Source organism: Bradyrhizobium sp. SSBR45G, assembly GCF_030159255.1.
In the GTDB taxonomy this organism is placed as follows: Bacteria; Pseudomonadota; Alphaproteobacteria; order Rhizobiales; family Xanthobacteraceae; genus Bradyrhizobium.
Genome location: NZ_BSCT01000039.1, coordinates 1 through 25182 on the forward strand (window position 1 = coordinate 1; position 25182 = coordinate 25182).

At 67.3% G+C, this 25182-nt stretch carries 19 protein-coding genes and 1 tRNA gene; 13 read left to right on the forward strand and 7 right to left on the reverse strand.

All coding sequences use genetic code 11. The features are described from left to right. The first annotated feature begins 177 nt into the window (after positions 1 to 177). Positions 178 to 1230, forward strand: a complete 1053-nt coding sequence (locus tag QQL87_RS30955) for an LLM class flavin-dependent oxidoreductase (protein ID WP_284422979.1) — start codon at positions 178 to 180, stop codon at positions 1228 to 1230. A 182-nt stretch (positions 1231 to 1412) separates the two neighbouring features. On the opposite strand, the gene QQL87_RS30960 is transcribed toward QQL87_RS30955, so the two are convergent. After that, positions 1413 to 3524: a tetratricopeptide repeat protein gene (locus QQL87_RS30960; protein ID WP_284422978.1), complete on the reverse strand. Its 2112-nt coding sequence runs from the start codon at positions 3522 to 3524 to the stop codon at positions 1413 to 1415. Between the two features lie 421 nt (positions 3525 to 3945). Between QQL87_RS30960 and QQL87_RS30965 the strand changes: the two genes are divergently transcribed. Next, positions 3946 to 7482: an autotransporter domain-containing protein gene (locus QQL87_RS30965; RefSeq protein ID WP_284422977.1), complete on the forward strand. Its 3537-nt coding sequence runs from the start codon at positions 3946 to 3948 to the stop codon at positions 7480 to 7482. Positions 7483 to 7654: 172 nt separating this feature from the next. Here QQL87_RS30965 and QQL87_RS30970 read toward each other — a convergent pair. Beyond that, positions 7655 to 7731: transfer RNA gene (locus QQL87_RS30970), tRNA-Arg, on the reverse strand. Positions 7732 to 8126: 395 nt separating this feature from the next. Here QQL87_RS30970 and QQL87_RS30975 point away from each other — a divergent pair. Genes QQL87_RS30975 through QQL87_RS30985 form a run of 3 tightly spaced genes read left to right on the forward strand, consistent with a single transcriptional unit; the run spans position 8127 to position 10634 of the window. After that, entirely contained in the window at positions 8127 to 9050 is a 924-nt protein-coding gene (locus tag QQL87_RS30975; protein WP_284422976.1) for a spermidine synthase, read from the forward strand. Continuing rightward, positions 9047 to 9664, forward strand: coding sequence for a fused MFS/spermidine synthase (locus tag QQL87_RS30980; RefSeq protein ID WP_284422975.1), 618 nt, complete (start codon positions 9047 to 9049; stop codon positions 9662 to 9664). The genes QQL87_RS30975 and QQL87_RS30980 overlap by 4 nt, the downstream gene beginning before the upstream one ends. Positions 9665 to 9689: 25 nt before the next feature. Then, positions 9690 to 10634 carry a M28 family peptidase gene (locus QQL87_RS30985; protein WP_284422974.1) on the forward strand — a complete coding sequence of 315 codons (945 nt, stop codon included), beginning with the start codon at positions 9690 to 9692 and terminating at the stop codon, positions 10632 to 10634. Between the two features lie 18 nt (positions 10635 to 10652). Here QQL87_RS30985 and QQL87_RS30990 read toward each other — a convergent pair whose 3' ends face one another. Beyond that, the gene (locus QQL87_RS30990) at positions 10653 to 12776 is read right to left on the reverse strand and encodes a phytoene desaturase family protein (protein ID WP_284422973.1); all 2124 of its coding nucleotides are present in this window, start codon (positions 12774 to 12776) and stop codon (positions 10653 to 10655) included. Positions 12777 to 13207: 431 nt separating this feature from the next. Here QQL87_RS30990 and QQL87_RS30995 point away from each other — a divergent pair, with 431 nt between their 5' ends. The 3 genes from QQL87_RS30995 (at position 13208) to QQL87_RS31005 (ending at position 14988) form a co-directional block, all read left to right on the forward strand. Next, a complete protein-coding gene (locus tag QQL87_RS30995) occupies positions 13208 to 13879 on the forward strand; it encodes a hypothetical protein (protein WP_284422972.1) in 672 nt (223 codons plus the stop codon). A gap of 192 nt (positions 13880 to 14071) precedes the next feature. Then, positions 14072 to 14686: a YidB family protein gene (locus QQL87_RS31000; RefSeq protein WP_284422971.1), complete on the forward strand. Its 615-nt coding sequence runs from the start codon at positions 14072 to 14074 to the stop codon at positions 14684 to 14686. Between the two features lie 35 nt (positions 14687 to 14721). Then, the gene (locus tag QQL87_RS31005) at positions 14722 to 14988 is read left to right on the forward strand and encodes a GlsB/YeaQ/YmgE family stress response membrane protein (protein WP_284422970.1); all 267 of its coding nucleotides are present in this window, start codon (positions 14722 to 14724) and stop codon (positions 14986 to 14988) included. 92 nt (positions 14989 to 15080) lie between these two features. Here QQL87_RS31005 and QQL87_RS31010 read toward each other — a convergent pair whose 3' ends face one another. Continuing rightward, positions 15081 to 15863, reverse strand: coding sequence for an SDR family NAD(P)-dependent oxidoreductase (locus tag QQL87_RS31010; protein ID WP_284422969.1), 783 nt, complete (start codon positions 15861 to 15863; stop codon positions 15081 to 15083). 235 nt (positions 15864 to 16098) lie between these two features. Here QQL87_RS31010 and QQL87_RS31015 point away from each other — a divergent pair, with 235 nt between their 5' ends. The 3 genes from QQL87_RS31015 to QQL87_RS31025 all read left to right on the forward strand — a co-directional run bounded on the left by QQL87_RS31015 (position 16099) and on the right by QQL87_RS31025 (position 19316). Beyond that, complete coding sequence (locus QQL87_RS31015; RefSeq protein WP_284422968.1) at positions 16099 to 17163, forward strand: acyl-CoA dehydrogenase family protein; 1065 nt, start codon at positions 16099 to 16101, stop codon at positions 17161 to 17163. Between the two features lie 22 nt (positions 17164 to 17185). Next, positions 17186 to 18343, forward strand: a complete 1158-nt coding sequence (locus QQL87_RS31020; protein WP_284422967.1) for an acyl-CoA dehydrogenase family protein — start codon at positions 17186 to 17188, stop codon at positions 18341 to 18343. Positions 18344 to 18497: 154 nt separating this feature from the next. Continuing rightward, positions 18498 to 19316 carry an enoyl-CoA hydratase/isomerase family protein gene (locus QQL87_RS31025; protein WP_284422966.1) on the forward strand — a complete coding sequence of 273 codons (819 nt, stop codon included), beginning with the start codon at positions 18498 to 18500 and terminating at the stop codon, positions 19314 to 19316. 322 nt (positions 19317 to 19638) lie between these two features. On the opposite strand, the gene QQL87_RS31030 is transcribed toward QQL87_RS31025, so the two are convergent. From QQL87_RS31030 to QQL87_RS31040, 3 genes are all read right to left on the reverse strand, one after another. Continuing rightward, positions 19639 to 20400: a VOC family protein gene (locus QQL87_RS31030; protein WP_284422965.1), complete on the reverse strand. Its 762-nt coding sequence runs from the start codon at positions 20398 to 20400 to the stop codon at positions 19639 to 19641. Between the two features lie 15 nt (positions 20401 to 20415). Next, positions 20416 to 21210 carry an enoyl-CoA hydratase gene (locus QQL87_RS31035; RefSeq protein WP_284422964.1) on the reverse strand — a complete coding sequence of 265 codons (795 nt, stop codon included), beginning with the start codon at positions 21208 to 21210 and terminating at the stop codon, positions 20416 to 20418. Positions 21211 to 21318: 108 nt separating this feature from the next. Continuing rightward, complete coding sequence (locus QQL87_RS31040; protein ID WP_284422986.1) at positions 21319 to 22503, reverse strand: ABC transporter substrate-binding protein; 1185 nt, start codon at positions 22501 to 22503, stop codon at positions 21319 to 21321. A 196-nt stretch (positions 22504 to 22699) separates the two neighbouring features. On the opposite strand from QQL87_RS31040, the gene QQL87_RS31045 reads away from it, so the two are divergent. Both QQL87_RS31045 and QQL87_RS31050 read left to right on the forward strand, forming a co-directional pair. Then, positions 22700 to 23497, forward strand: a complete 798-nt coding sequence (locus tag QQL87_RS31045) for a thermonuclease family protein (RefSeq protein WP_284422963.1) — start codon at positions 22700 to 22702, stop codon at positions 23495 to 23497. Between the two features lie 48 nt (positions 23498 to 23545). Continuing rightward, positions 23546 to 25012 carry a M48 family metalloprotease gene (locus tag QQL87_RS31050; protein ID WP_284422985.1) on the forward strand — a complete coding sequence of 489 codons (1467 nt, stop codon included), beginning with the start codon at positions 23546 to 23548 and terminating at the stop codon, positions 25010 to 25012. The last annotated feature ends 170 nt before the right edge of the window (positions 25013 to 25182 follow it).

Below are 25182 nucleotides of genomic sequence, written 5' to 3' on the forward strand. Positions count from 1 at the left end.
ACCGCCAGTTGAGCCTCAGTATATGTTAAAAGCCTCAACCGGACAGCCGTGGGACAAGCCCGGCCATGACGAGTGCGCGGAAACCCTGTGTTTCGTCTCGGCCTGCTTGCAATCCTGGTCCGGTCTTCCAGTTGAGAGCCAGAGGCCGTAAGACGGCGCGACGCAACGGAATGAGACATGACTTCAGCAATCGAATTCGGCCTGGACACGTTCGGCGACGTCACCCGTGGCGCCGACGGCGCGATGGCCGCGCATGCCCAGGTGATCCGCGACGTGGTCGAGGAGGGCGTGCTGGCCGACCAGCTCGGGCTCGACTTCATCGGGCTCGGCGAGCACCATCGCGGCGATTTCGCGATCTCCGCGCCTGAGGTGGCGCTGGCGGCGATCGCGGCGCGCACCACAACGATCAAGCTGGGCTCGGCGGTGACGGTGCTGAGCTCGGATGATCCGATCCGCGTGTTCCAGCGGTTTTCGACGCTCGATGCGGTCTCCAACGGCCGCGCCGAGGTGATCCTCGGCCGCGGCTCGTTCACCGAATCCTTTCCGCTGTTCGGCTTCGACCTCGGCGATTACGAGAAACTGTTCGAGGAGAAGCTCGATCTGTTCACGAGCCTGCTGCCGCAGCAGCCGCTCACCTGGCAGGGCCATCTGCGCCCGCCGCTGCGCGAGCAGCTGGTCTATCCGCCGGTCGAGCACGGCCGGCTGAGGGCTTGGATCGGCGTCGGCGGCAGCCCCGAGTCTGTCGTGCGCGCGGCGCATTACGAGCTGCCCCTGATGCTTGCGATCATCGGCGGCGATCCGACGCGGTTTGCGCCCTATGTCGAGCTCTATCATCGCGCGCTGAAACAGTTCGGCCGCGAAGCGAAGCCGATCGGCGTGCATTCGCCGGGCTACATCGCCGATACCGACACGCAGGCGCGGGAGGAGCTGTGGCCCGACTACAAGACCATGCGCGATCGCATCGGCCGCGAACGCGGCTGGCCGCCGATGGGCCGCGACGAGTTCGTCCAGGAGGCCGACCACGGCTCGCTCTATGTCGGCTCGCCCGAGACCGTGGCACAGAAGATCGCGGCGACGATCAGGGCGCTCGGCCTGTCGCGCTTCCAGCTCAAGTACTCGGCCGGCCCCCTGCCCCACGCCAAGCTGATGCGCAGCATCGAGCTGTATGGCAAGATGGTGGTGCCGCGGGTGCGGGAGTTGCTGGCGCAAACGTTGGCGCCAGTGTCCTGATCGACGGAGCCATCGCTCGCGCGACACTCACTGCTGTCGTCCCGGCCTCCGCGCCGGGACCCATAACCACCGAACCAAGATTTGCGAAGGCTGGTCGCTCCAGCTTGCGCGAAAACTTCCGCCGCGGAGTATGGGTCCCGGGTCTACGCCCGGGACGACAGCGGAGGTGGACAGAGCATCGCTTACAAAGCAGACGCGCCTGGCAACAGCAGCCGCCTCTCCCCCGCCGCCACTCGCGCCAGCTCCGCCGCGGCCCATGCCAGCACGCCGTCCCACGCCATCGGACGCTCCTGCCGGAACAGCCGCATGGTCGGGTACCACGGGGTGTCCTCGCGGTCACGCAGCCAGCGCCAATCCAGCGCGTAGGGCAAGAGCACCCAGACCGGGCGGCCGAGTGCGCCGGCGAGATGCGCCACTGACGTATCGACGGAAATGACGAGATCGAGCGCGGCGACGGCGGCGGCGGTCTCGGCGAAATCCTTCAGCAGCGGCGCGAGGTCGATGACATCTGGACCGAGATCCAGCAGCGCAGGCGCATCGTCCGGGCGCGGCTCCTTCTGCAGGGCGTAGAGCTGCACGCCCGACATCACCAGCCGCGGCAGCACGTCCCTAGCGGCGAGCGAGCGCTGGCGATCGCCCTTGTGCCTGGGATTGCCGGCCCAGACCACGCCGACCTTGAGCTGCGGCGCGCGGCCGAGCACGTTGCGCCACGCCGCGGTCTTGATGGGATCAGCAGCGAGATAAGGCACCTCGGCCGGGATCGTCTCCAACGTCGTGCCGAAGACGTGCGGCAGGTCCAACAGCGGCAGTTGCAGGTCGAATGGCGGCAGCGGCTCGCCGCGCGCCACCACCATCACCCCCTCCATGCCCCGCAGCAGCGGCGCGAGCGCCGGCTGCACCTGCAGCACGATCGCGCCACCCATCAGGCGCACACGCGCGATATAGCGCACGAATTGCAGCGCATCGCCGATGCCATATTCGGCGAACAGCAGCAGCGTGCGGCCGTCGAGCGGCTCGCCCTGCCAGTCCGGCACATCGAAGCGCGGCATGCCCGCGGAGAGCTCCGGACAATCGCGGCCGCAACGGTGCCCGTCGAAGCCGCGCGCGAGGTCGCCGCACAGCAGCAGCACATGGGCGTGATTGTAGCGGATGAGCGCGTCGTCGGGGGCCAGCGCGACGGCCTGGTGCGAGGCCGCCAGCGCGGCGTCGATGTCGCCGACCTGGCGCAGCGCGACCGCGAGATTGGCGTAGCCCTTGGCGTAGGCCGGATCGGCCGCGATGCTGCGGCGATGCGCCGCGACGGCCTCGTCGATCTCGCCGCGCCGCTCAAGGATGATGCCGAGGTTGGTCTGCGCCGGGGCATGATCGGGCTGCAGCGCCAGCGCATGCTCGCAGGCGGCCATGGCCGCGTCGAGCTGGCCGGTGCCGCACAGGCAGGCGCCGAGATTGCTGAGCACGACGACGTCGGTCGGATCGAGCAGCGCCGCACGGCGATAGGCCTCGATCGCCTCGGCGGGGCGTCCCGCCTCGTGCAGCGCATGACCGAGCTGCCGCGCCGCCGCGGCGTCCTCGGGCGCGAGGTCGCAGGCGCGGCGGTAGTGGATCGCAGCGTCATGGAAGGCGCGCTGCCGGCAGAGCACATCGCCGAGCCTGACATGGAGGCCGGCATCGGCGGGATGCGCGGCGAGCGCGTGCAGATAGGCCGGCACGGCCTCGTCGTGCTTGCCCTGGTCGGCGAGCACATGCGCGAGCGCCCGCCAGCCGTCGGGATGGGACGGATCGCGCGCGAGCAGCCCGCGATAGGCGGCCTCGGCCGCGGCGAGGTCGCCCTGATGGACCAAGACCAGCGCGAGGTTCCAGCTGATCCGCGTCAGCGCCGGATCGAGCGCGAGCGCATGGCGATAGGCGGCCTCGGCCTCGGCGAAGCGCGACAGCTCCAGCAGCGCGCTGCCGAGCTTGCCGTGGATCGCCGCATCGTGCGGCCGCAAGGCTGCGGCGCGCGCGAAGGCATCGGCCGCACCGTCGTGCTCCCCCTTCACCGCCAGCGCGTCGCCGAGCGTCACATAGGCCGGCGCATGGTTGGGATCGCGCGCGAACACCCGTGCCAGCAGCGCGGCCCCCTCCGCCATGCGGCCATCGGCGAAGGCAAGGCTCGCCGACAGATGCAGCGCCGGGAGATGATCGGGCACGACGTCGAGAATGTCGCTGCACAGCGCCTTCGCCGGGCCGGCGCGGCCGGCATTGTAATGATCAGCGGCCTCGATCAGCAGCCGGTCGACAGCAGCAGCCGCCATGATGTCCCCACGTCTTCTACTCAGATGTCCTGAACCCGGATGCTTGCACTCGGATCAAGGCTTGAACGCATGGCGTGACTATTTCAGGCGAGATCGCGCCCGCGGATTCAAGCGCGAACCAGCGACGCATCGCGCGCAAGACGACTGCAACCCAAGCCATCAGTACGGCTCGATTGCATCAAATTGTTGGCGAAACTCGCGCGGCACGACGCGGCGCGATCGGCGCGTCACCTCAAGCTGTGTGTCTTTCCGACGACAGGGCGCACAGAAGGTGCCGGCTTCATGATTTGTTAAGAACCTGAAACAATCGGGCAATAATGGGACCGGCGGGGACGATGATCGTCCACCGCCGGTGCACGGCTGTCCCCGCCGGCCCCACAGGGGTCCGGCATCACTGCTCGTTGTGTGGGGGCACTCGTCGATGTCGTCGTCTGCGTATCTGAAGTTCTGGAAATATACCGCGCTGGGCTCCGCGCTGCTGCCCTTCGCCGCCAGGGCCGGCGACATTCCCACCAGCCCGCCGGTGAACTTCACCAATTCGAGCACGGCCACCGTCGGCTCGACCATGGTCAACGTGGTCGATTCCTATGCCAACCTGATGCTGAACGACCCGGCGCTGACCAACGGCACCGGCGTCATGGAGCAGAACCTCGCGACCGTGATCCGCATGACCAAGGCGCGGACCGCGGCGCAGACGCTGGAGGCGATCCACGACGACCGCACCAACCAGCAATACAGCGTGCTGAACGGCCTCGGCGTGCTCACCGGCTATTTCATGACCGGCACCGGCGCCTCGGCCAGCGGCACCACGCCGAACAGCCTGACGCCCACCACCTACGCGCCGTACACGCTGCAGAACTTCCAGTCCAACATCAACTATCTGAACGGCGCGAGCTGGGGCGCGACGACGTTCGGCAATGGCAGCGCGACGCCGCTCGCCGCGGCCGTCAACTTCGTCAACAACACCGTCCGCGCCAACTCCTCGACCGAGCCGACCAAGCGCACCTTCGAGCGCTACATGGGCTCGACCGCGCCGGTGACCAATCCGGCCGCGTATGGCGCCTCAGTGAACCAGACCACGGTCAGCCCGCTCGCCGCCGCCTTCGGCAACTACAACGCCACCACCAAGACCGGACTGACCACGGCCGACACCGCCAACATCGTGGTTCCCTCCTATTACGGCAATCTCACCATCCCCGCGGTCTATGGCAACGCCACCAACTGGGTGCGCGGCTTCACCGTGACCCAGGCGATGATCGACGCCCAGAACACCGCGAACGGCACCAGCCTCACCTATCTGACCGTGCCGAATGTCGGCACCATCGTGAACGGCGTGCTGCAGCCGACGCAGTTCGCGATCGGCGACTACGTGCCCGGCATCGGCGCGGCCTCGCGGCCGTACCGGCTGTCGACCGACGTCAACGTGCCGACGCCGCTGCTCCAGATCATCAACAGCACCAATCCTTACGCGGATGGCGGCTTCATCAGCGGCCACACCAATTCCGGCTATACGCAGGCGCTCGGGCTCGCCTTCCTGGTGCCGCAGGAATATCAGAGCCTGCTGGCGCGCGCCGCCGACCTCGGCAACAACCGCATCCTCGCCGGCATGCATTCGCCGCTCGACGTGATCGGCGGCCGCGTGTTCGCCACCGCGATCGCGGCGACCAACATCTACAATGCGCTGTACGATTCCAACGGCAACCGGGTCGACTGGACCAATCCCGCCAACACTTCTGCCTACGCGGTCTACCAGGCCTACACCCAGACGCAGTCCTATCTGTCGCAATCCTGCGGCACCGTCAGCGTCCAGGCCTGCATCCTCCAGGCCCAAGGCGGCGCGGCGACGATCGCTGCAGCCTCGAAGGACGTCAATCTCTCGAGCACCGATCCGACGAGCTACACCTACCGCATGACCTACGGCATGCAGCTCGCCGGCGTCAGCACGACGCTGCCGGAGAACGTGCCGGTGCAGGCGCAGGTGCTGCTGCTGACGCGCTTCCCCTATCTCAGCGACGCGCAGCGCACCGAGATCCTGAGGACGACGGCGCTGCCGTCCGGCTACGCGCTGCTCGACGGCAACAGCTGGGACGGCTGGGGCCGCATCAACCTCTACCAGGCCGCCTATGGCTATGGCGCGTTCAACAGCGCGGTCGCGGTGACGATGGATGCCGCGCAGGGCGGCTACAATGCGTTCGACATCTGGAGCAACGACATCTCCGGCACGGGCTCGCTGACCAAGAGCGGCTCGGGCACGCTCGTGCTCGCCGGCAACAACAGCTACAGCGGCGGCACCACGGTCAATGGCGGCGAGCTGGTGGTCGCGGCGGGTGCTACAGTTACGAGCCCCATCAGCGTCAGCGCCGGCGCGACCCTGAGCGGTCTCGGCACGCTCGGCAATGTCAGCGTCGCCGGCACGCTCGCGCCGGGCTATCAGGCGGTGACGGGCCTCACCGGCCAGGCCGGCAAGCTCACCGTGCTCGGCAGCCTCGCCTTCACCAGCGGCGCCACCTACGCGCTGCAGTTCACGCCCGGCAGCTTCAGCACCACGGCGGTGTCCGGCACGGCGACGCTGGCGGGCCAGGTGACGGCGAGTTTTGCCAGCGGCCTCTATGCCGCCGGCAGCAAGGTGGCGATCGTCTCGACCGGCGGCGGGGTGAGCGGCCAGTTCTCCGGCTTGAGCTATACGACGACGGGCATCACCAACGTCACGCCGACGCTGAGCTATGACGGCCAGAACGCCTATCTGATGCTGAAGCAGGCGGCGCTGCCGTCGCTGCCGATCACGGGCGTCAGCGGCAACGGCCGGCAGATCTACGACGTGCTGAGCAATGCCGTGAACAAGGGCGGCACTCTGCCGTTACAGTTGCAGTCGATCTATTTTCAGACCGCCGCCGGCGTCGGCGCGACGTTCAACCAGCTCGCCAGCCAGACCGCGCCGGTCGTGACGCAGAGCGTCGGCCAGAGCATGACCGGCTTCCTCACCACCGTGCTCGACTTCAGCGGCAGCGGCCGCGCCGGCGCCGGATCGGCCAATGGCAATTCACCGATGATGGCCCACGCCGAAGCGAGCGACGGCCCGAGCGCGAAGGCGGCGAGGATCTTCGCCAAGGCGATGCCGGCCGAGCCGAACTGGGCTGTGTGGGGCTCGGCATTCGGCGGCGGCGGCCGCATCGGCGGCGACGTCGCCGCCGGCAGCCAGGACGTCTCGTCGCGGATCTACGGCCTCGCCACCGGCGCCGACTATCGGCTGGCACCGGACCTGACGCTCGGCTTCGCGCTCTCGGGCGGCCAGACCAGCTTCACTGTCGCGCAGGGCGGCGGATATGGCAGCTCGGACTTCGTCCAGGCGGCGGCCTATGCGACGAAGCGCTTCGGCCAGGCCTATGTGTCCGGCAGCCTCGCCGCCGGCGCACATGTCATGTCGACGACGCGCAGCCTGACCGCCGCTGCCGTCGAGACGCTGCGGGCGAGCTACACGGCGCCGACCTTGGCTGCGCGGGCCGAGACCGGCTATCGCTTCGATCTCGGCTGGAGCAGCCTGACGCCCTACGCCGCGCTGCAGGTGCAGCAGGTGTGGAGCCCGTCCTACACCGAGACCAGCTCGCTCGGCGCCGGCGGCTCCGCGCTGACCTTCGCCGCGCGCGACGCGACGCTGCCGCGCACCGAGCTCGGCGTCTGGGCCGACCGCCGGCTGTCCGACAGCTTCCTCGTCCGCGGCCGGGCCGCCTGGGCCCACGACACCAATCGTGACGCCACGGTGAGCGCGACGTTCCAGACCCTGCCCGGCGCCAGCTTCGTCACGACCGGCGCGCGGATCGCGGCGGACTCGGCGCTGCTGTCCGGCGTCGCCGAGGTCGCGCTGACCTCGCATCTGACGCTGTCCGGCCAGGTCGACGGCCAGTTCGCGCCCTCCGCCACGTCCTGGGCCGGAACCGGCCGGATCAAATACCAATGGTGAGGTGACAAGCCGCGTCCGTGAGGGCGCGGCTCAGGCCTCCGTCTCATCCAGGAAGGTTCGTCGAACGGGACGACGCGCTTCCCCCGATGCGCGAAAGCGAATCGAGACCGGGGGGACGTGCGTGCGATCATTCATCTGGATTGAGACTGCGCGCGCCCGAGGCGGCGGCAGATGGCGATCCCGGCATGACTCGAACATGCGACCTACGGTTTAGGAAACCGCCGCTCTATCCAGCTGAGCTACGGGACCGGAGCCTGCACCGGAGTGCATCTGCTTCGGGGGTCTCCATAGCAGACCCGGCCAGCGACCGGAAGCCTCTCCGATCATCGCCGGGATGGCGCGGATCGCCGTGGCACAACGCCGCGCGGCAGGTCCAGCGCGTCCGCCCTGCTGCGGGAACGTCCGCGCGCCGGGTGGTTGAGGGGTATGCGCCCGATCACACCCCCGTTGGGCGGGGGCGGTTTGACTATCCGGGAGGCAGCCAATGGTCTAAGAGAACGGCGCCGATGCGGAACCGGCCTCGGGATCGCCGTATTGGTCGTGCCTGAGCGCAGCTCGGACCGGGGACAGCCGTCCTGCGGCACGGGCCGCCAGGCCGCGCAGGCCTGCCCATCATTTTTCAGCCGAGGGAAACAATTAAGTCGATGCTCATCCGGTCGGTCATTTTCGGCGCGCTCGCGGGCTGCCTCGCCATCTCGTCCAGCCAGGCCCAGGACACCCGCAATCTGCTGGAGTCCAAGGAGTCGCTCTACAACAACATCTATGTCTACGAGCAGGCGCCCTTCCGCAGCATGACCTTCGGTCACAACCGGCGCATCTATACCGAGAGCGTCTACAACACCCGCGACGAGCTCGATCTGCCGGTCGACTATACCCGCTTCATGACCACGAGCGTGATGTACGCCAAGGACGTCCGCTCGATCCTGGAGATCGGCTTCGGCGGCGGCCGCACCGCCTGGTACCTGCACCGCTCCCTGCCCCAGGTGCAGGTGACCTCGGTGGAGCTCGATCCGACCGTGCTGGAGCTCGCCAAGAAATATTTCGGCATCAAGGAGGAGCCGAACTTCCACGTCGCCAACCGCGACGGCCGGCTGTTCGTGCAGGAATCCAAGGATCGCTACGACATCATCCTGATCGACGCCTATCGCGGCCCGTTCGTGCCGTTCCATCTGCTGACCAAGGAATTCTACCAGTTGGTGAAGGATCATCTCGCCGAGGGCGGCGTGGTGGCGCAGAACGTCGAGCCGTCGACGATGCTGTTCGATGCTGCGGTCAAGACCATCCACAGCGTCTTCCCGCAGGTCGACTTCTACGAGGCTGGCGGCAACATCGTCATGGTCGCCTATCCCGGCGAGGAGCGGAAGCCCGAGGATCTCGCCGCCGTGGCGCAGGAGCGCGACAAGGCATACGGCTTTCGCTACAAGCTCGCCGACATGCTGGCGCAGCGCAAGCGCATCGACATCGACAGCGGCCAGGTGATCGACGCCAAGGCCAAGGTGCTGACCGACGACTTCGCCCCCGTCGAGGCGCTGAAGACGATCGAGCGCCACAACAGGAAGCTGCCGTGAGCGAGCCGGTCTCCCGCGGGGGCGTGCTGGCGATCTATATCTGCTCGTTCCTGGTCGGCTGCGTGCTGATGGGCTTCGAGATGCTCGGCAGCCGCTATCTCAATCCGTATTTCGGCAGCGGCATCGGCGCCTGGGCGAGCCTGATCTCGACCGTGCTGTGCGCGCTCGCGATCGGCTATTTCGCCGGCAGCGCCATCGTCGACCGCCAGCCGACGACGCGGACCATCGGCACCATGATCCTGGTCGCCGCCGCCTACATGGCGCTGGTGCCGGCGACCGCCGATGCCGTCATGGCCGACATCCTCGACACCATCGGCGACGGCCCGACGGCCACCCTGATGGCCTCGACCGCGCTGCTGCTGGTGCCGCTGACGCTCCTCGGCACATTCTCGCCGATCGCCGTCAGCCTGCTGACGCGCTCGGCCGGCGAGGCTGGCCGGGTCGCCGGCCTCGTCTACGGCGTCTCGACCATCGGCAACGTGGTCGGCACGCTGGTCACGACCTTCACGCTGATCCCGACGATCGGCTCGCGCGCGATCACCTATTATTTCGCCGTCGCACTGGCCATCTGCGCCGGCATTCTGTTCATTCCGTTCGGCAAGAAGACGTCCTGACATTCATGTGTGAAGAGCTGCCTGGATGACTGAGTTCTGGTCTCGACTCGCCGCCACGACGGTCACGGCCGCCGTCCTTCTGACATCACAGGCCACGCGCGCGGCGGACGCCCAGATCGAGCTGTGGGACGGCCAGCGCGCGATGGCACACATCGTCGACCTCCTGCAATTCACGCCGCGATCGATGGGCGAGCCCGGCCATCAGAAGACCATCGACTACATCAAGGCGGCGATGGCCAAGAGCGCCGCAGACGCGGTGCTGACCCAGAGCTTCACTGCCAAGGGCGACGACGGCAAGGCCATCCCGCTCACCAACATCATCGCCCGCTTCCAGGTGCAGAATCCGCGCCGCGTGATCGTCGCCACCCATTACGACAGCATCATCAGGGCCTATCGCGATCCCAAATCGCCTGACGCGCCGATGCCCGGCGCCAACAATTCGGCCTCTGCGGTTGCGCTGCTGCTGGAGACCGCGCGCGTGCTGTCGCTGTCACCGAAGCCCGACATCGGCATCGACATGATCTTCTTCGACGGCGAGGAGGGCCCGAAATCGCTCGGTGCCGGCGATCCGACCTGGCACGCGCTCGGCTCGCCGCATTTCGCGGCGCGTCTGAAGGACTATTACCCGGCGCGCAAGCCGGAGAAGGCGGTCGATTTCGACATGGTCTGCGACAAGGACCTCAAGCTGCAGCCGGAGCCGTCATCGCTGACTTCCGCCCTGCCCGAGGTCAAGAAGTTCTGGAGCATCGGCAGCCGCATCGCGCCACAGGCGTTCTCGCCGGAGCCGACGCCCTACCCGATCAGCGACGACCACACGGCGCTGCAGCAGGCGGGCATTCCGAGCTTCCTGGTGATCGATTTCGACTACGAGCCCTATTTCAACACCACGCAGGATACGATCGAGCAGTGCTCGGCGCAGAGCCTCGAGATCGTCGGACGCACTTTGCTGCGCTATCTCTACACGCCCTGACCAAAGCGAGCGCGTCGCTCAGGCCAAGGCAAGCTCCGGTTGGGAGCGCTCGACCGCCGCCGGCCTGCGCGCCAGCAGGCCGGGCAGCAGCGCTTCGGCGGCCTCTGCGCCCGAGATAACCACGGCCTCGACGCCCGCACCGGCATTGCCGCCGCCGGCGATGACGAGGTTGCGCAGCGGCGCCTTGGCGCCTTTCAGCCGGTCCGCGCGGGCCACGCCATAGATCGAGCCGCAGCTGGCGAGGTCGTAGCGCGCATAGGTCACGGGGCTGGCATCGGTGCGGTAGACGATGTGCTGCGACAGGCCGGGAATGACTGTCTCCGCCGCGGCGATCATGGCATCGCCGAGCGCCTGCTTGCGCGCCTCGTAGTCCGGCGAGCGGCGCCACGCCTTCCAGTCGTCACCACCCTCGCCCGAGAACCAGCCCTTGGCCTGCTCGTGGGAGACGAGCGTGATGATGGTCATCGTCGCATGCCCCTCGGGCGCTGCCGATGGATCGAGCTTGGACATCACGGCGAGGCCGATGCCCATTGGCGTATCGAGATGAGTCGCCGGCGCGACATCTGGCACGACGTCGAGGCCGAGATGCACCGAGAAGCACGAGTTCGCAGGCTCGATCGCGCTGGCCCGTGCGCGGAAGGCGGCCGGCAGATCTTCGGGCCGCAGCAGTTCGGTGAAGGTGCGTCCGAGATCGGCGTTCGAGACCACCGCCTGGGCCCGGACCGTGCGGCCATTGCCGAGCACGACGCCGACGGCACGGCCGCCTTCGACCAGGATGCGCGTGACCTTGGATTTCAGCTGCACCTCGCCGCCGCGTGCAACGATCGTGTCGGCCAGCACATCGGCCAGCTGGCCGGAACCGCCGACCGGATAGAAGCCGCCTTTGAAATAATAGCCGAAGATCGGGATCATCTGGGCGCAGCTCAGCCGGTCGCGGCCGTCGCCGAGATAGCCCGAGAGCGCATTGAGATAGGCAATCACCTGGGGATCTGAGACATGCGCGGCGACCAGCTCGTCGAACGGGCGGCTCATCCAGCGGAAGGCCTGCGGATGCTGCTTCGGGAAGGCGAGCATCTCCTCGAGTGACTCGGGCATGCCGGGAATGCCGCTGCGATTGCGACCGGTCGCGTACATGCTCTCGAAGATCGCATGGATCGTATCGAACAGCCGGGTGAGGCCGTCCGCGCTGACGGGAAACATCTCGCCGAGCTCGCGGACATAATCGCGCCAGTCCTCGGGGACCTCGATGCGGCGGCCGGCGAGATGATAGCAATGATGGACGCGCTTCCATTGCAGGCGGTCGGCGACGCCGAGCCGGCGCAGCACGCTGTCGACCGGACCGCCCGGCCAGACGCCGGAGAAATCATGCGGGCCGGCATCGAAGCGGTACAGCACCGGCTTGTTGTCGTGATGCGCCTTGCGCAGATAGCTGTGGCAGAAGCCGCCGGGCACGACGTGGTGATCGAACACCTTCACCTTCAGGCCGGACTCGGCCAGCAGCGCCGCCGCCGTGAGGCCGCCGATGCCGGCGCCGATCACCGCGACATCGCAATCGAGGCTCTCGGTGCCGGAGAAGGCCGGCGCCGGCCAATGATGGTCCTCCCGCGATGCCCGCATCCGCTGCAACGCCTGGCGGATGGCGAGGCGCGGGCCGAAGATCGAGATCAGCGCGCCGACGACCACGATCGCCGTGGTGATCCAGGATGACACGCCGGCCCAGCGGCACAGGCCGAGCACCAGGAACAGCACGCCCCACAGCCCGGTCATCAGGAGATTGATCAGCTGGAACTGCGGCGTCGCCGCGCTGTCGGCATAGCTGGCCCGGGAATAGTCGGCGGTCCAGGGACGGCCGACGGCCAGCGACACCAGGCTGATCACGCCCAGGCCCGCGAAGGACAGCCAGAGCGCGTTGGCCGCGGTCCAGTTCGGGGCGAGATCGTTGGCGATGGCCAGCAGGACGAACAGCGCCAGGCCACCGAGCTCGAGGACGGCGATTTCGGACCGAGACGCGCGCCAGAGATTGCCGGCCAGCGCAAGCGCCAGAGCGGACCAGACCGCCCAGGCCGGCTGCTGCCAGCCCAGCAGGGCCCAGAACACGATGAAGGGCAGCAGCGCCAGCTTGACGATGAGGAATACCTTCATACCAGCCTCCTCCGCGCCATCAGAGCGCGTCATATCTTTCCATTGTCAAGATATACATAAGGGCGCCCTCCAGGCTGCGTCAACGATAATCTTTCCATCGTCAAGATTAGATTCGTCAACCACCGCGGGATGAAGATGGTAGAAAGATGCTGCGTATCGCCCGGCGGCCACAGCGTATCGTCTGGGCGCCACAGCAAGGTGCGATTCCCGCACGCGCGCCCGCCAAGGCTGGCCCGACTGTGGCAACGCGATCACGGAACCACGGCAGACAAAGAAGAAAGTCGCAAATTACGCAGCATTGGAGTCACACCCCGCCGCAAAATGGCGACAATCTCCGGTCATCTCAGGCTGGGAGACGCTGAGGATTGCCGTTCGTGTACCGACCCCACCTGCCAGTATTGGTCTTTGCTGCAATCACCTGCTTGCCCGCCATGCAACCTCAACGCGCGCATGCCGAGTGGTGGAGCCGCTCTCCGACGGACTTCGAGGAGTGCGCCGACGCCGCCGAGAAATCAGCGACCAAGGAAGAGAAGACCTCGGCGATGGCGCAGTGCAACGCCAAATTTGCCGGGAGACGGAAGCCGGGCGGCGGCTACGCGTACTACGACTTCATGCAGGACCGCAGCTTCGACATTGCAGGCCCGAACCCGACGCCCGAAGAGCAGAAGTTCATCGATCAGCAGTACACGCAATATCTCGAGCGTCAGCGTCACGCCAATATGAGCGCGGCGATGATGCCGCGGCCGCAGCCGCAGAGCCTGCAGTCGACCTCGCTCCGGGACATGACCGCGCGGGCCGCAATCGAGCCGCCAAAGCCCGTGATGCCTGCGCCGCCGCCGCAACGGCCGATCAAGCCGCCGGCGCCGGCAGCCCAGAGCGCCGCCCTTGCTGCACCACCGCCAGGCGCGAATGCCGAGACGCGGGCCCGCATCAAGGCTGCGCAATGCGCCAAGGACGGCGGGCGGCGTGATTCGTTCTCGTGCAACTTTCCGGTCCTGTCCGAAAAGCTCGACGAGCTGAAGCGCATGTTCACCGGCCCGAGCCAGACCGCTACGGCGCCCTCGGCCGTGAAGCCGCCGAAGCGGGCCGACGCCAAGAACTGATCGCAGCCACGCGGCGACGGCACGTCGCCATTCATCGCGCCGTCATCTGCCCCACGCCATAACAGGATGCACGACCGGCGTTGCGGCAGCGGCCTGTGCGCACGCATTGCGCTGTGCGCCGGCTCGGGCCGCCGCTTGTAACGCCCCGTGCAACGCCATAGCTTTACGCGCGTGGGGCGCAGGAGGCACGTCATGGGTCTACTCGACATTCTCAACGGCATGCAGAACGGCCCGCACGGGCCCAGTCATCCGACCACGCAGAACAACGGCGGCATGTCGCCGATGACCATGGCCATCCTCGCTTTGCTGGCGTGGAAGGCGGTCAAGCACTTCTCGCAACCAGGACAGCAGCCGAATGCGGCGCCGGCCCCGGTTCCGCCGCCGCAGCCGACCGGCCATCAAGGCGGGCCGCTTGGCGGCGCGCTCGGTGGAGGTCTTGGTGGTGGAGGTCTTGGTGGTGGCAATCTCGGGAACATCATCGCCGGTGGGCTCGGCGGCCTGCTGACGGGCGGCGCCGCGGGCAGCGTGCTGTCAGGCGGGCTCGGCGATCTGCTCCGCCAGTTCCAGGACAAAGGCCATGGCGACACCGCCAGCACCTGGGTTTCGCCCGGTGAGAACAAGCCGATCTCACCCGGCGACCTCGCCAATGCGCTCGGCGCCGACCAGATCGATCAGCTCACGGCACAAAGCGGCCTGTCGCGCGACGAGCTGCTGAACGGGCTGAGCCAGTATCTGCCGAAGGTGATCGATCAGCTGACGCCCGACGGGCGGCTGCCGACCGAGCATGAGCTTTCGGGCCGGATCTGACGATCCTCGACGCGTTGACGGGAAGGACGACAAACATGCTGCACATTCTGATCGTTGGGCTGGTCGCCGGCTTCCTGGCGCGGCTCTTATCGCCGGGGCCGAACAATCCGTCCGGATTCATCCTGACCATGGTGCTGGGCATCGTCGGCGCGTTCCTTGCCACCGCCGTCGGACAGGCCATCGGCCACTACAGCCCGGACGAGGGCGCGGGCTACGTGACGGCGACTCTCGGCGCCGTGATCGTCCTGTTCATCTGGAACAGGCTGGTCGCCAGCGGCGCAGTCCGCGACTTCAACCGGTAGCCGACGCCGCATCGTCCTTGCCAACGACGCGGCGCAATTCAGGGCAGACACCGGGTCTGGATTGCGCCGTTGCCGTCAACATGACGACGGCGCTACGGCAGCAGATGCATGCCCGCATCCATGCGCACGACCTCGCCGGTCATGTGGCCCGAAGCCGGGCTTGCCAGAAAGGTCACGAGCTGCGCGATGTCCTCCGCCGTGGACGCCGCACGCAGCGGCACCCGCGCCACCACCGCATCGCGCACCTGCTTGGCGCCGGCTTCGCCGCGGCCCTTGGTGAACCAGGGCGTATCGATATAGCCGGGGCAGACCGTGTTGACGCGGATCGACGGCGCCAGCGCCCGCGACAGCGACAACGTCATGGTGTTGAGCGCGCCTTTGCTCGCGGCATAGGCCACGGACGAGCCGATGCCGCTGATGCCTGCGACCGACGACACGTTGACGACGGCCGAGGCGCGCACGGTCTGCTTCGCCGCCGCTTCGAGCAGCGGCCGCGCGGCGCGGATCATCTGGAACGGGCCGATCGTATTCACCGCGAAGATGCGCTGGAAATCCTCCGCGGAAAGGCCGTCGAGCTGATCATGCGGCACGTGCTTGGTGGTGCCGGCATTGTTGACCAGCACGTCCAGCCGGCCCCACGGATCGGCGGCGGCGACGATCTTCCTGCAGTCCTCGTCGCGCGACACGTCGCCCTGCACCACGACCACCTCGACGCCTTCCTTGCGGCAGAGGTCGGCGGTCTGCTCGGCCTCGCTCTTGCTGTTGGCGTAGTTGACGACGATGCGCATGCCGGCCTTGGCCAGCAGCAGCGCCGTCGCAGCCCCGAGTCCGGAAGCCGACCCCGTCACGATCGCGCACAGACCTTCCACCGCCATTGCCGCATCTCCCTGTTGCAGGCCTCTTCTTAGCGAAGATCATTGCGGCTCGCAAAATCAGCGCAATCTCCGCGGCGCGGAAATCGCCGATCTCCATGCGGCGAGCGGACGGCGCCCTGCAGCGCGCAGCGCTTGTCAGGACCGGCGCTTGCGCTCATCATGAACCGCAAAGCATCGCCGGCGCGCCAATGACATCGCGCGCCGAGACGGGCGAGACGAACGGGCGAGGAACGCTGTGGCGGAAGCTGAGAACATCGTCGTTGCGACTGCGGAGAGGATCTTCGCCGATCTCGCCGACCCGCAGACGATCAATCACGACAAGGATGGACGCTGGAGCGCGCCGCTGTGGCAGGCCCTGAGCGACGCCGGCCTTCCGCTCGCCTGGGTCAGCGATGCGCTCGGCGGCGCCGGCGCCGATGTCGCCGACGGCTTTGCCATCATCAATGCCGCCGGCCGCTTCGCACTGCCGGTGCCGCTCGCCGAGACCCTGCTGGCCGGCTGGCTGCTGCAGCAAGCCGGCATCGCCGCTCCAGAGGGGCCCATGACGATTGCCCCGGCGAGCCCGAGGGACAGGATCGCGCTGAACGCGGATGGCACGCTGTCGGGCCGCGCCCGCGGCGTCCCGTTTGCGACGGGCGCAGGGCACATCGCCGTCCTCGCCCAGGATGACGATGGCCTCTCGATCGCACTGGTCGATGCGGCGCGGCTGCGGATCGACAAAGGGCTGTCGCTCGCCAATGATCCGAGCGACACGGTCACCTTCGAGAAGGTGACACCGCACGCGATCAGCAGAGCGCCAGCCGGCTTTGACAAGGATTCGCTGATGCTGATGGGCGGCGTGGTCCGCAGCCTGCAGATCGCCGGCGCGCTGGATCAGCTGCTCGAGATCAGCGTCCGCTATGCGGGCGAGCGCGTCGCCTTCGAGAAGCCGATCGGCAAATTCCAGGCGGTGCAGCACAACCTCGCCCGGCTCGCCGGCGAATGCGCCGCCGCGGGCGCGGCCGCCACCTCCGCCGCCGACGCGATCGCGCGCGGCGGCGCCTTCGACGACGCCATCTTTCTCGAGGCGGCGTCGGCCAAGATCCGCTCCGCCGAGGCCGCCGAGAAGGGCGCCGCGATCGCGCACCAGGTTCACGGCGCGATCGGCTTCACCACCGAGCACATCCTGCATCGCTTCTCATTGCGCGCGCTGGCCTGGCGCGACGATTTCGGCTCGGAGAGCCATTGGGCCGTCGCGCTCGGCCAGCGCGTCGCCGCCCGCGGCGCCGACGAGCTGTGGCCGCTGGTCGCCTCGCGCTGAAGCGAAACGAAAGGGACAGCCCATGACCGCGCTCCGCTTCGATCCGATCCGCCTGCCGCCGGAATGCGAGGAGCTGCGCAAGCAGGTGCGCGCCTTTCTCGCCGAGGAGATCGCCGCCGGCACCTTCAACCCGTTCCAGCCGCTGCGCGAGGATGCGGACGCGCGCGAATTCTCGCGTCGGGTCGGCGAGCGCGGCTGGATCGGCATGACCTGGCCGAAGCAATATGGCGGCCATGAGCGCTCGTTCCTGGAGCGCTATGTCGTCACCGAGGAGATGCGCGTCGCCAACGCGCCCGTGCGGCGTTTCTTCGTCGCCGACCGCCAGAGCGGTCCGATCCTGCTGCGCTATGCGCCCGAGCATATCAAGATGGATATCCTGCCGCGCATCTGCCGCGGCGAATTGTGCTTTGCCATCGGCATGAGCGAGCCGAATTCCGGCTCCGACCTGTTCGCAGCCAAGACGCGCGCGACGAAGACCGAGGGCGGCTGGCTGATCAACGGTTCGAAGATCTGGACAACGTCGGCGCACATGGCCGACTACATGATCGCGATCTTCCGCACCTCGCCCTCGACCAAGGAGAACCGCCGTCACGGCCTGACGCAGTTCCTGGTGAACATGAAATCGCCCGGCATCAAGGTGAACCCGATCGGCCAGATCACCGGGCAGAAGGAGTTCAACGAGGTCGTGTTCACCGACGCCTTCGTGCCGGACGATCATCAGCTCGGCGAGATCGACGGCGCCTGGAAGCAGGCGACGTCCGAGCTCGCCTATGAGCGCTCGGGACCGGAACGCTTCCTGGAAACCTACTACGTGCTGACCGAGCTGGTGCGCGCGGTCGGCCCCGATCCGGACACCCGCAGCGCCGAGGGCATCGGCCGCCTGGTGGCGCAGCTGCACGCGATGCGGCGGATGTCGGTGTCGGTGGCCGGCATGCTGCAGGCCGGCAAGGAGCCGGTGGTCGAGGCCTCGATCGTCAAGGACGTCGGCACGGTGTGGGAGCAGCAGCTGCCGCACCGCGTCCGGGATCTCGCCGCCTTCGTCGAGCAGGACGCGGGCAACCGCGAGACCCTGGAGAACCAATTGACCTTCGCGATCCGCACCGCGCCGAAGCTGACGATCCAGGGCGGCACCACCGAGGTGCTGCGCGGCATCATCGCGCGCGGGCTGGGGTTGCGGTGAGGCCGGGTCGCATCGCGGCTATTGCGAACTGACGGCATCGACAACACACTCCGTCATTGCGAGCGAAGCGAAGCAATCCAGGACCCAGCAAGGACTCTGGATTGCTTCGCTTCGCTCGCAATGACGCCCTGAGAAGCAGAATCGGAGGACACACATGACCCAATTCCCTGACATCGGCGTCGAGATCCATGGCCATGTCGGCCTGATCGAGATCCGCCGGCCGCCGCTCAACTTCTTCGACATTGCGCTGATCAACCAGATCGCCGATGCGCTGGAAGGATTCGACCGCGACATCGAGATCCGCGCCTCTGTGCTCGCCGCGCAAGGCAAGGCGTTCTGCGCCGGCGCCAATTTCGGCGATCCGGCGCGGCAGGCGCAGGAGGCGGCGGAGGCCAAGGGAACGGCAAAGGGCGATCCCGCCGACAGCCTCGGGCCGATCAACCATCTCTACATGCAGGCGGTGCGCATCTTCCGCTGCAAGAAGCCGGTTGTTGCCGCCGTGCATGGCGCCGCCATCGGCGGCGGGCTGGGCCTCGCGGTCTCAGCCGATTTCCGCGTCACCTGTCCGGAAGCGCGCTTCTCCGCGAATTTCACCAAGCTCGGCTTCCACCCGGGCTTCGGACTGACCGTGACGCTGCCCGAGTTGGTCGGCAAGAACAACGCCGAGCTGATGTTCTACACCAGCCGTCGCGTCAGCGGCGAGGAGGCATTGCAGATGGGCCTCGCCAATGAATGCGTGCCGCAGGACCAGGTCCGCACGGTCGCCATGAAGCTCGCGGCCGAGATCGCCGAATGCTCGCCGCTCGGCCTGCTCTCGACCCGCGCCACGATGCGCGCCGGCCTCGCCGACCGCGTCATGGCCGCCACCGAGCACGAGCTCGCCGAACAGACGAGGCTGCGCGCGACGGAGGACTTTAAGGAGGGTGTGAAAGCGACGGAAGAGCGCCGCTTCGCGAACTTCAAGGGACGGTGACCAGCGTCGACTTGAGGGGCACATTCTCCCGGCACGCGCGCTGCAACCTCGCCCCGCTTGCGGCAGGCTATCGCGTATGGCCAATCTGAGTTTTTCGCGAAACCGTTTCCACATCGTCATGCCCGGGCTCCGTCCCGGGCATCCACGTCGTTCTCAGTATGCCGGACGACGTGGATGGCCGGGACAAGCCCGGCCATGACGACGCGGAGACAGACAAGCGCAACACTTCGACGGTCAAATGCGATAGCCCTGCCGCAAGCGGGGAGAGGGGGCGCAGTGTCGCAGTTGGCCACACTGAACGTCCCACTCGCAGGACCAGGCCTCAAATCGCCACGGCGAATGTGACGCCTGCGATATCGAAGCCATTGCCCGACGCCGCATAGCCTCGTGCTCGGGCCGCATCGAGGACACCAGCGGCGTCCGTCGTTCGGAAGCACAAACAGCTCATGAACTCGCGCTCGCCTTGCGTCACGCGGATCGCGGCGTTTGGCAGCGTCAATCGCCAATCGCCATCGTCGCCCGCGACTGGCGTCAGGTCGAGGATCCGTCCCCAATGCGCGGCGAGCGATGCCGGCTCGCGGCTCTGCAGCACCACCTCGGTCAGCGCCGTCGTGACATCGCTGCGGATGGCGCGCGTCCAGTCCGGCCCCGCCGGCGGGTACGGCCCGAGCACATCGTCGCTGCCCGCGGTGTGGTTGAGCTCGATGAAGGCGGCGCGGCAGTCGCGGGGATGCAGTTGCACGCCGTGATAGGATTCGTGATTGATGACGTTGGCGGTGCGCACGCCCATGGCGTTGGCCCGGGCGGCGCGGCCGTCCGGATCGTCGCAGGAGAAGATCGCCATGTAGCCGCCGCGACCGCCGCTCTTGTCCAGAAAGCGTCCCGCCGCGGTGCCCTCGCGCGTCGGCGCGATCACCTCCAGCAGGATCGGCCCGACCGGCAGCAGCGCATTCTCAAGACCGTATTTGCCGACATGCGGATCGCGGTAGCAGACCTCGAGACCCATGATCGCGGCGATGTCGGAGACGACCGGTTCGAGCGTCGGGGCGACCAAACAGATCTGGCGCAGATGGAGATAGCTCATGATGACGCTCGCGGGCTAGCGCCCCTGAAACACCGGCGCGCGCTTCTCGACGAAGGCCTTCGCCGCCTCCTTGTGATCCTCGGTGTCGCTGCAGCGCGAGTGATGCACCGCTTCGGCGTCAAAGCAGGCTTCCAGCGTCATCGTCTCGGCATTGTTGATGTTGCGCTTGATGTAGCCGAGCGTGACGCTCGGCCCTTGCGCCAGCGACATCGCCAGCTCACGCGCCGCCGCCTCGACCTCGGCGTCGGGCACCACTCTGGTCACCATGCCCAGAGCGAGCGCCTCCTGCGCGCTCAGGATCGGCGAGGTGAGATAGAGCTCGCGCGCCCTGGCGCTGCCGAGCAGCTGGGTGAGGAAATAGGTGCCGCCGAAATCGCCTGACAATCCCACCTTGGCGAAGGCCGTCGTGATCTTGGCCGATGCGCCGGCGACGCGGAGATCGCAGGCCAGCGCGATCGACAGGCCGGCGCCGGCCGCTGCGCCGTCGATCTGTGCCACGACCGGCTTCTGCATCTGGTGCAGCAGCCGCGACACCTCCATGCGCTCGCGCAGGGTCGTCACCTTGGTCTCGAACGACGGCGCGGTCCTGGCCTCGGCCATCGCCTTGACGTCGCCGCCGACGCAGAAGGTGCCGCCGGCGCCCTTCAGCAGCACGGCACGGACATCGGGATCATTCGCCGCGCGCTGTGCGGCTTCGACCAGGCCCTTCGTCATGTCGCTGTTGAGCGCATTGCGCCGCTCCGGGCGATTCATCGTGATCGTGAGCAGGCCGGAGTCGAGATGCTGCAGAACGGTGGTGTTGGTGGTCATGTCGGAGGTTCTCCGGTTTTTCCGGTCATTGCGAGGAGCGAAGCTGCGACGCAATCCAGAATCCTCGCGGAGCCCTGGATTGCGTCGCTCCGCTCGCAATGACGACTGTTACTTCTTCACCAATGGGCAGCGCGACAGCTCCAGCGACTGGAACGCCTCGTTGCCCGGCACGGTGGCGAGCAGCTTGTAGTCGTCGGACTTGCCCTTCGACTCCGACGGCTTCTTGACCTCGAACAGGTACATGTCGTGCACCATGCGGCCATCGTCGCGGATGCGGCCGCCCTTGGCGAACATGTCGTTGATCGGGGTGGCGCGCATCAGCTTCATGACGGCATCGGGATCCGTGGTCCCTGCGGCCTTCACGGCCTTGAGATAGTGCGTCACCGATGAGTACACGCCGGCCTGCGCCGATGTCGGCACGCGCTTGGTGCGCTCCATGAAGCGCTTGGTGAAGGCGCGGGTGTCGTCGTTGAGATCCCAGTAGAACGCCTCCGCCACCAGCAGGCCCTGCGCGGTCTCCAGCCCGACGCTGTCGATGTCGGAGACGAAGGCGAGCAGCGGCGACAGCTTCTGCCCGCCCTTGGTGAGGCCGAATTCGGCGGCCTGCTTGATGGCGTTGATGGTGTCACCGCCGGCATTGGCCAGCCCGATCACCTTGGCCTTGGAGGACTGCGCCTGCAGCAGGAAGGACGAGAAGTCCGAGGTGTTGAGCGGATGGCGGACGCTGCCGAGCACCTTGCCGCCGGACTTGACGACCACGTTGGTGGTGTCCTTTTCGAGGTCCTGACCGAACGCGTAGTCCGCGGTGAGGAAGAACCAGCTGTCGAGGCCGGACTTCACCGCCGCCAGTCCGGTCACATTGGCCTGCGCGAAGGTGTCGAACACGTAGTGCACGGTATACGGCCCGCAGGCCTCGTTGGAGAGGCGCACCGAGCCGGGGCCGTTGAAGATGATGATCTTGTTGCGCGCCTTGGCAATCTCGCCGGCCGCGAGGGCGGTGGCGGAGGCGGCGACGTCCCAGATCATCTCGACGCCCTGGTTGTCGAGCATGTCGCGGGCGATGTTGGCGGAGAGATCGGCCTTGTTGAGATGGTCGGCCGCGAGCACCTCGATCTTGCGCCCCAGCACCTCGCCGCCGAAATCCTCGACCGCCATCTTCGCCGCGGTCTCGCTGCCGGGGCCGGTGATGTCGGCATAGAGGCTCGACATGTCGAGGATGCCGCCGATCTTCAGCGGCGGCTTGGCTTGCGCCTGCGCGGCGGTTGCTGACAGCGTAAGCGCTGACGCCAGCATGACCAGCGACGCGGCTGCGCCGCAGACGGATCTGCTCATCGAATACCTCCCTGCCGGGTCCGCCGCTACATGGCGACGGCCTCGTTGATAGTTCGCATCATGACGCACGCAAACGCATGCGGCAAGCGGTGTGCAGGGCCGTCACGTGCCGCTGTTTTCCGCTGAGTGGAACGGAAATTTCGTGCGATGATGCAGCATGGCGCGTGCACGCATGATCACCTGCAGACGCTGGCTCCATGGCGTGAGCCTGACGCTGATCGCGGCGTGCGCGGCGGCGTCGATCAGCCATGCCGCGCCCTGCATGTTCGCCGAGCTCGGCGACGGGCATGTCAGCGAGATCGTCGACGCGCGCAGCGTCCGCCTGAGCGATGGCCGCGAGATCAGGCTCTCCGGCATCGAGGCGCCGCCACCGGAGCAGCAGGCGGCGGCGATGGAGGCGCTCGCCGCGCTGCTGCGCGATCGCGACGTCGTGCTCCGCGGCGAGGACGACGCGCCGGACCGCTACGGCCGGCAGCGCGCCTTTGCCTTCATCGCCGGTGCGGACGAGCCGGCGCAGAGCGAACTGCTCCGGCAGGGGGCCGTGCTCCGCGGCATCGACCTGCCGGACGGGAACTGCGCCCTCAGCCTGGCGGCCGCCGAGGCCGAGGCGCGGTCCGCGCGGCGCGGCCTCTGGAAGATTGGGACCGTCATAAAAAACACCGAAAGTCCAGACGATATTTTGGCTGGCGTCGGGCTATTTACGGTTGTCGAGGGGAAGGTGTTGTCCGTACGACAGACGGGGACAACAACTTATCTGAACTTCGCTCGTAGCTGGACACGGGGCTTCGCTGTGATTATTCCAAAGCGTATGATGGCGGTATTGGAAGGTGCCGGCATCGACGTCAAATCACTTGCGAATCGGCAGGTTCGTGTGCGCGGTTGGATCGAGGCGCATGCGGGGCCGAGGCTGGAGCTGACGCAGATCGCGCAGATCGAGATTTTGAGCGGAAATTGACCGCGTAGGTACGTGAGTAGCGACGTGAACCTGTCTGTTCGAAGGCGCATGACGGTGGTGAGCTGCGGTTCGCGGATCGCACCAGTTTTGCTGTGCCTGGGGCTGGTCCTCTCCGGCTGCAGCGACATGGGCAAGCTCCAGCAGGCGACGGCGCCGATGCCGACGCCGCGGCCGAAGCCCGCGATGGTGCAGACCACGCCGGCCAGCGATCGCGAGCATGAACGCATCCTCGCAACCTACGGCGGCGCCTATGAGGACCCCCAGCTCGAAGGGCTGATCGGAAAGATCGTCGACCGGCTGGTGGCGGTGTCCGACCGTCCCGACCAGGGCTACAAGGTCACGATTCTGAACTCCGGTGCGGTCAACGCCTTCGCGCTGCCGACCGGTCAGCTCTACGTCACGCGCGGCCTGATTGCGCTGGCCAACGACACGTCGGAATTGTCCTCGGTGCTGAGCCACGAGATGGCGCATGTTCTCGCCCGCCATGCCGCGATCCGCGAGGATCAGGCGCGCCAGGCGGCGGTGGTGACGCGCGTCGTCTCCGACATGGGCAACGACCCCGACCTCACGGCGCTGGCGCTGGCCAAGACCAAGCTGACGATGGCGAGCTTCTCGCGCACCCAGGAGTTCGAAGCCGACGGCATCGGCGTCGGAATCTCGGCGAAGGCCAAGTTCGACCCCTATGGCGCGGCGCGGTTCCTGTCCTCGATGGAGCGCAATGCCGAGCTGAAGGCCGGCAAGGTCGCGATCGATCCGCGGGCGCAGGACTTCCTGTCGTCGCATCCGGCGACACCGGAGCGGGTGCAGAACGCCGCGGCGATCGCCAAGCAGTATGTCTCGGCGGAAGCCAAGGAGCACGATCGCGAGTCCTATTTGGCCGCCGTCGACAACATCGTCTACGGCGAGGACCCGAGCGAAGGCTTTGTCCGCGGCCGGCGCTTCCTGCATCCGAAGCTCGGCTTCACCTTCCAGGCGCCGGAGAATTTCACGCTCGACAATACCGCCCAGGCCGTGATCGGCGTGCGCGAGGGCGGCGCCCAGGCGATGCGCTTCGACGTCGTGCGCGTCCCGGCCCAGCAGACGCTCGGCGACTACCTCAATTCAGGCTGGATGGAGAATGTCGACAAATCGGCGACTGAGGAGCTGACCATCAACGGCTTCCCGGCGGCCTCGACCAACGCCAGCGGCGATCCCTGGCAGTTCAAGGTCTATGCGCTGCGCGTCGGCAGCGACGTCTACCGCTTCATCTTCGCATCGCGCCAGAAGACCACCGAGAGCGAGCGCAATGCGCGGGAGACCGTGAACTCGTTCCGCCGGCTCAGCCTGGAGGAGATTCAATCCGCCCGGCCGCTGCGCATCAAGGTGATCACGGTACAGCCCGGCGACACGGTCGAATCGCTCGCGCACCGCATGACCGGCGTCGACCGCCCGATCGAACGCTTCCGTGTCCTCAACGGCCTCGACGCCCGCGCCCAGGTCAAGGTCCGCGACCGCGTGAAGATCGTGGTGGAGTGACGAGCCCGGGCTCGCGCGGTCGTCACGCGTCTGCTCGCGAGCAGGCACCGACCAGTCGGACGATCGTTGGACCGGTGTTGACGGCATTCATGGCCTGAACTCTCAAGGCTCCACAAGTCCCTTGGCAAGTCCCTTGGCAAGTCCCTTGGCAAGTCCCTTGGCAAGTCCCT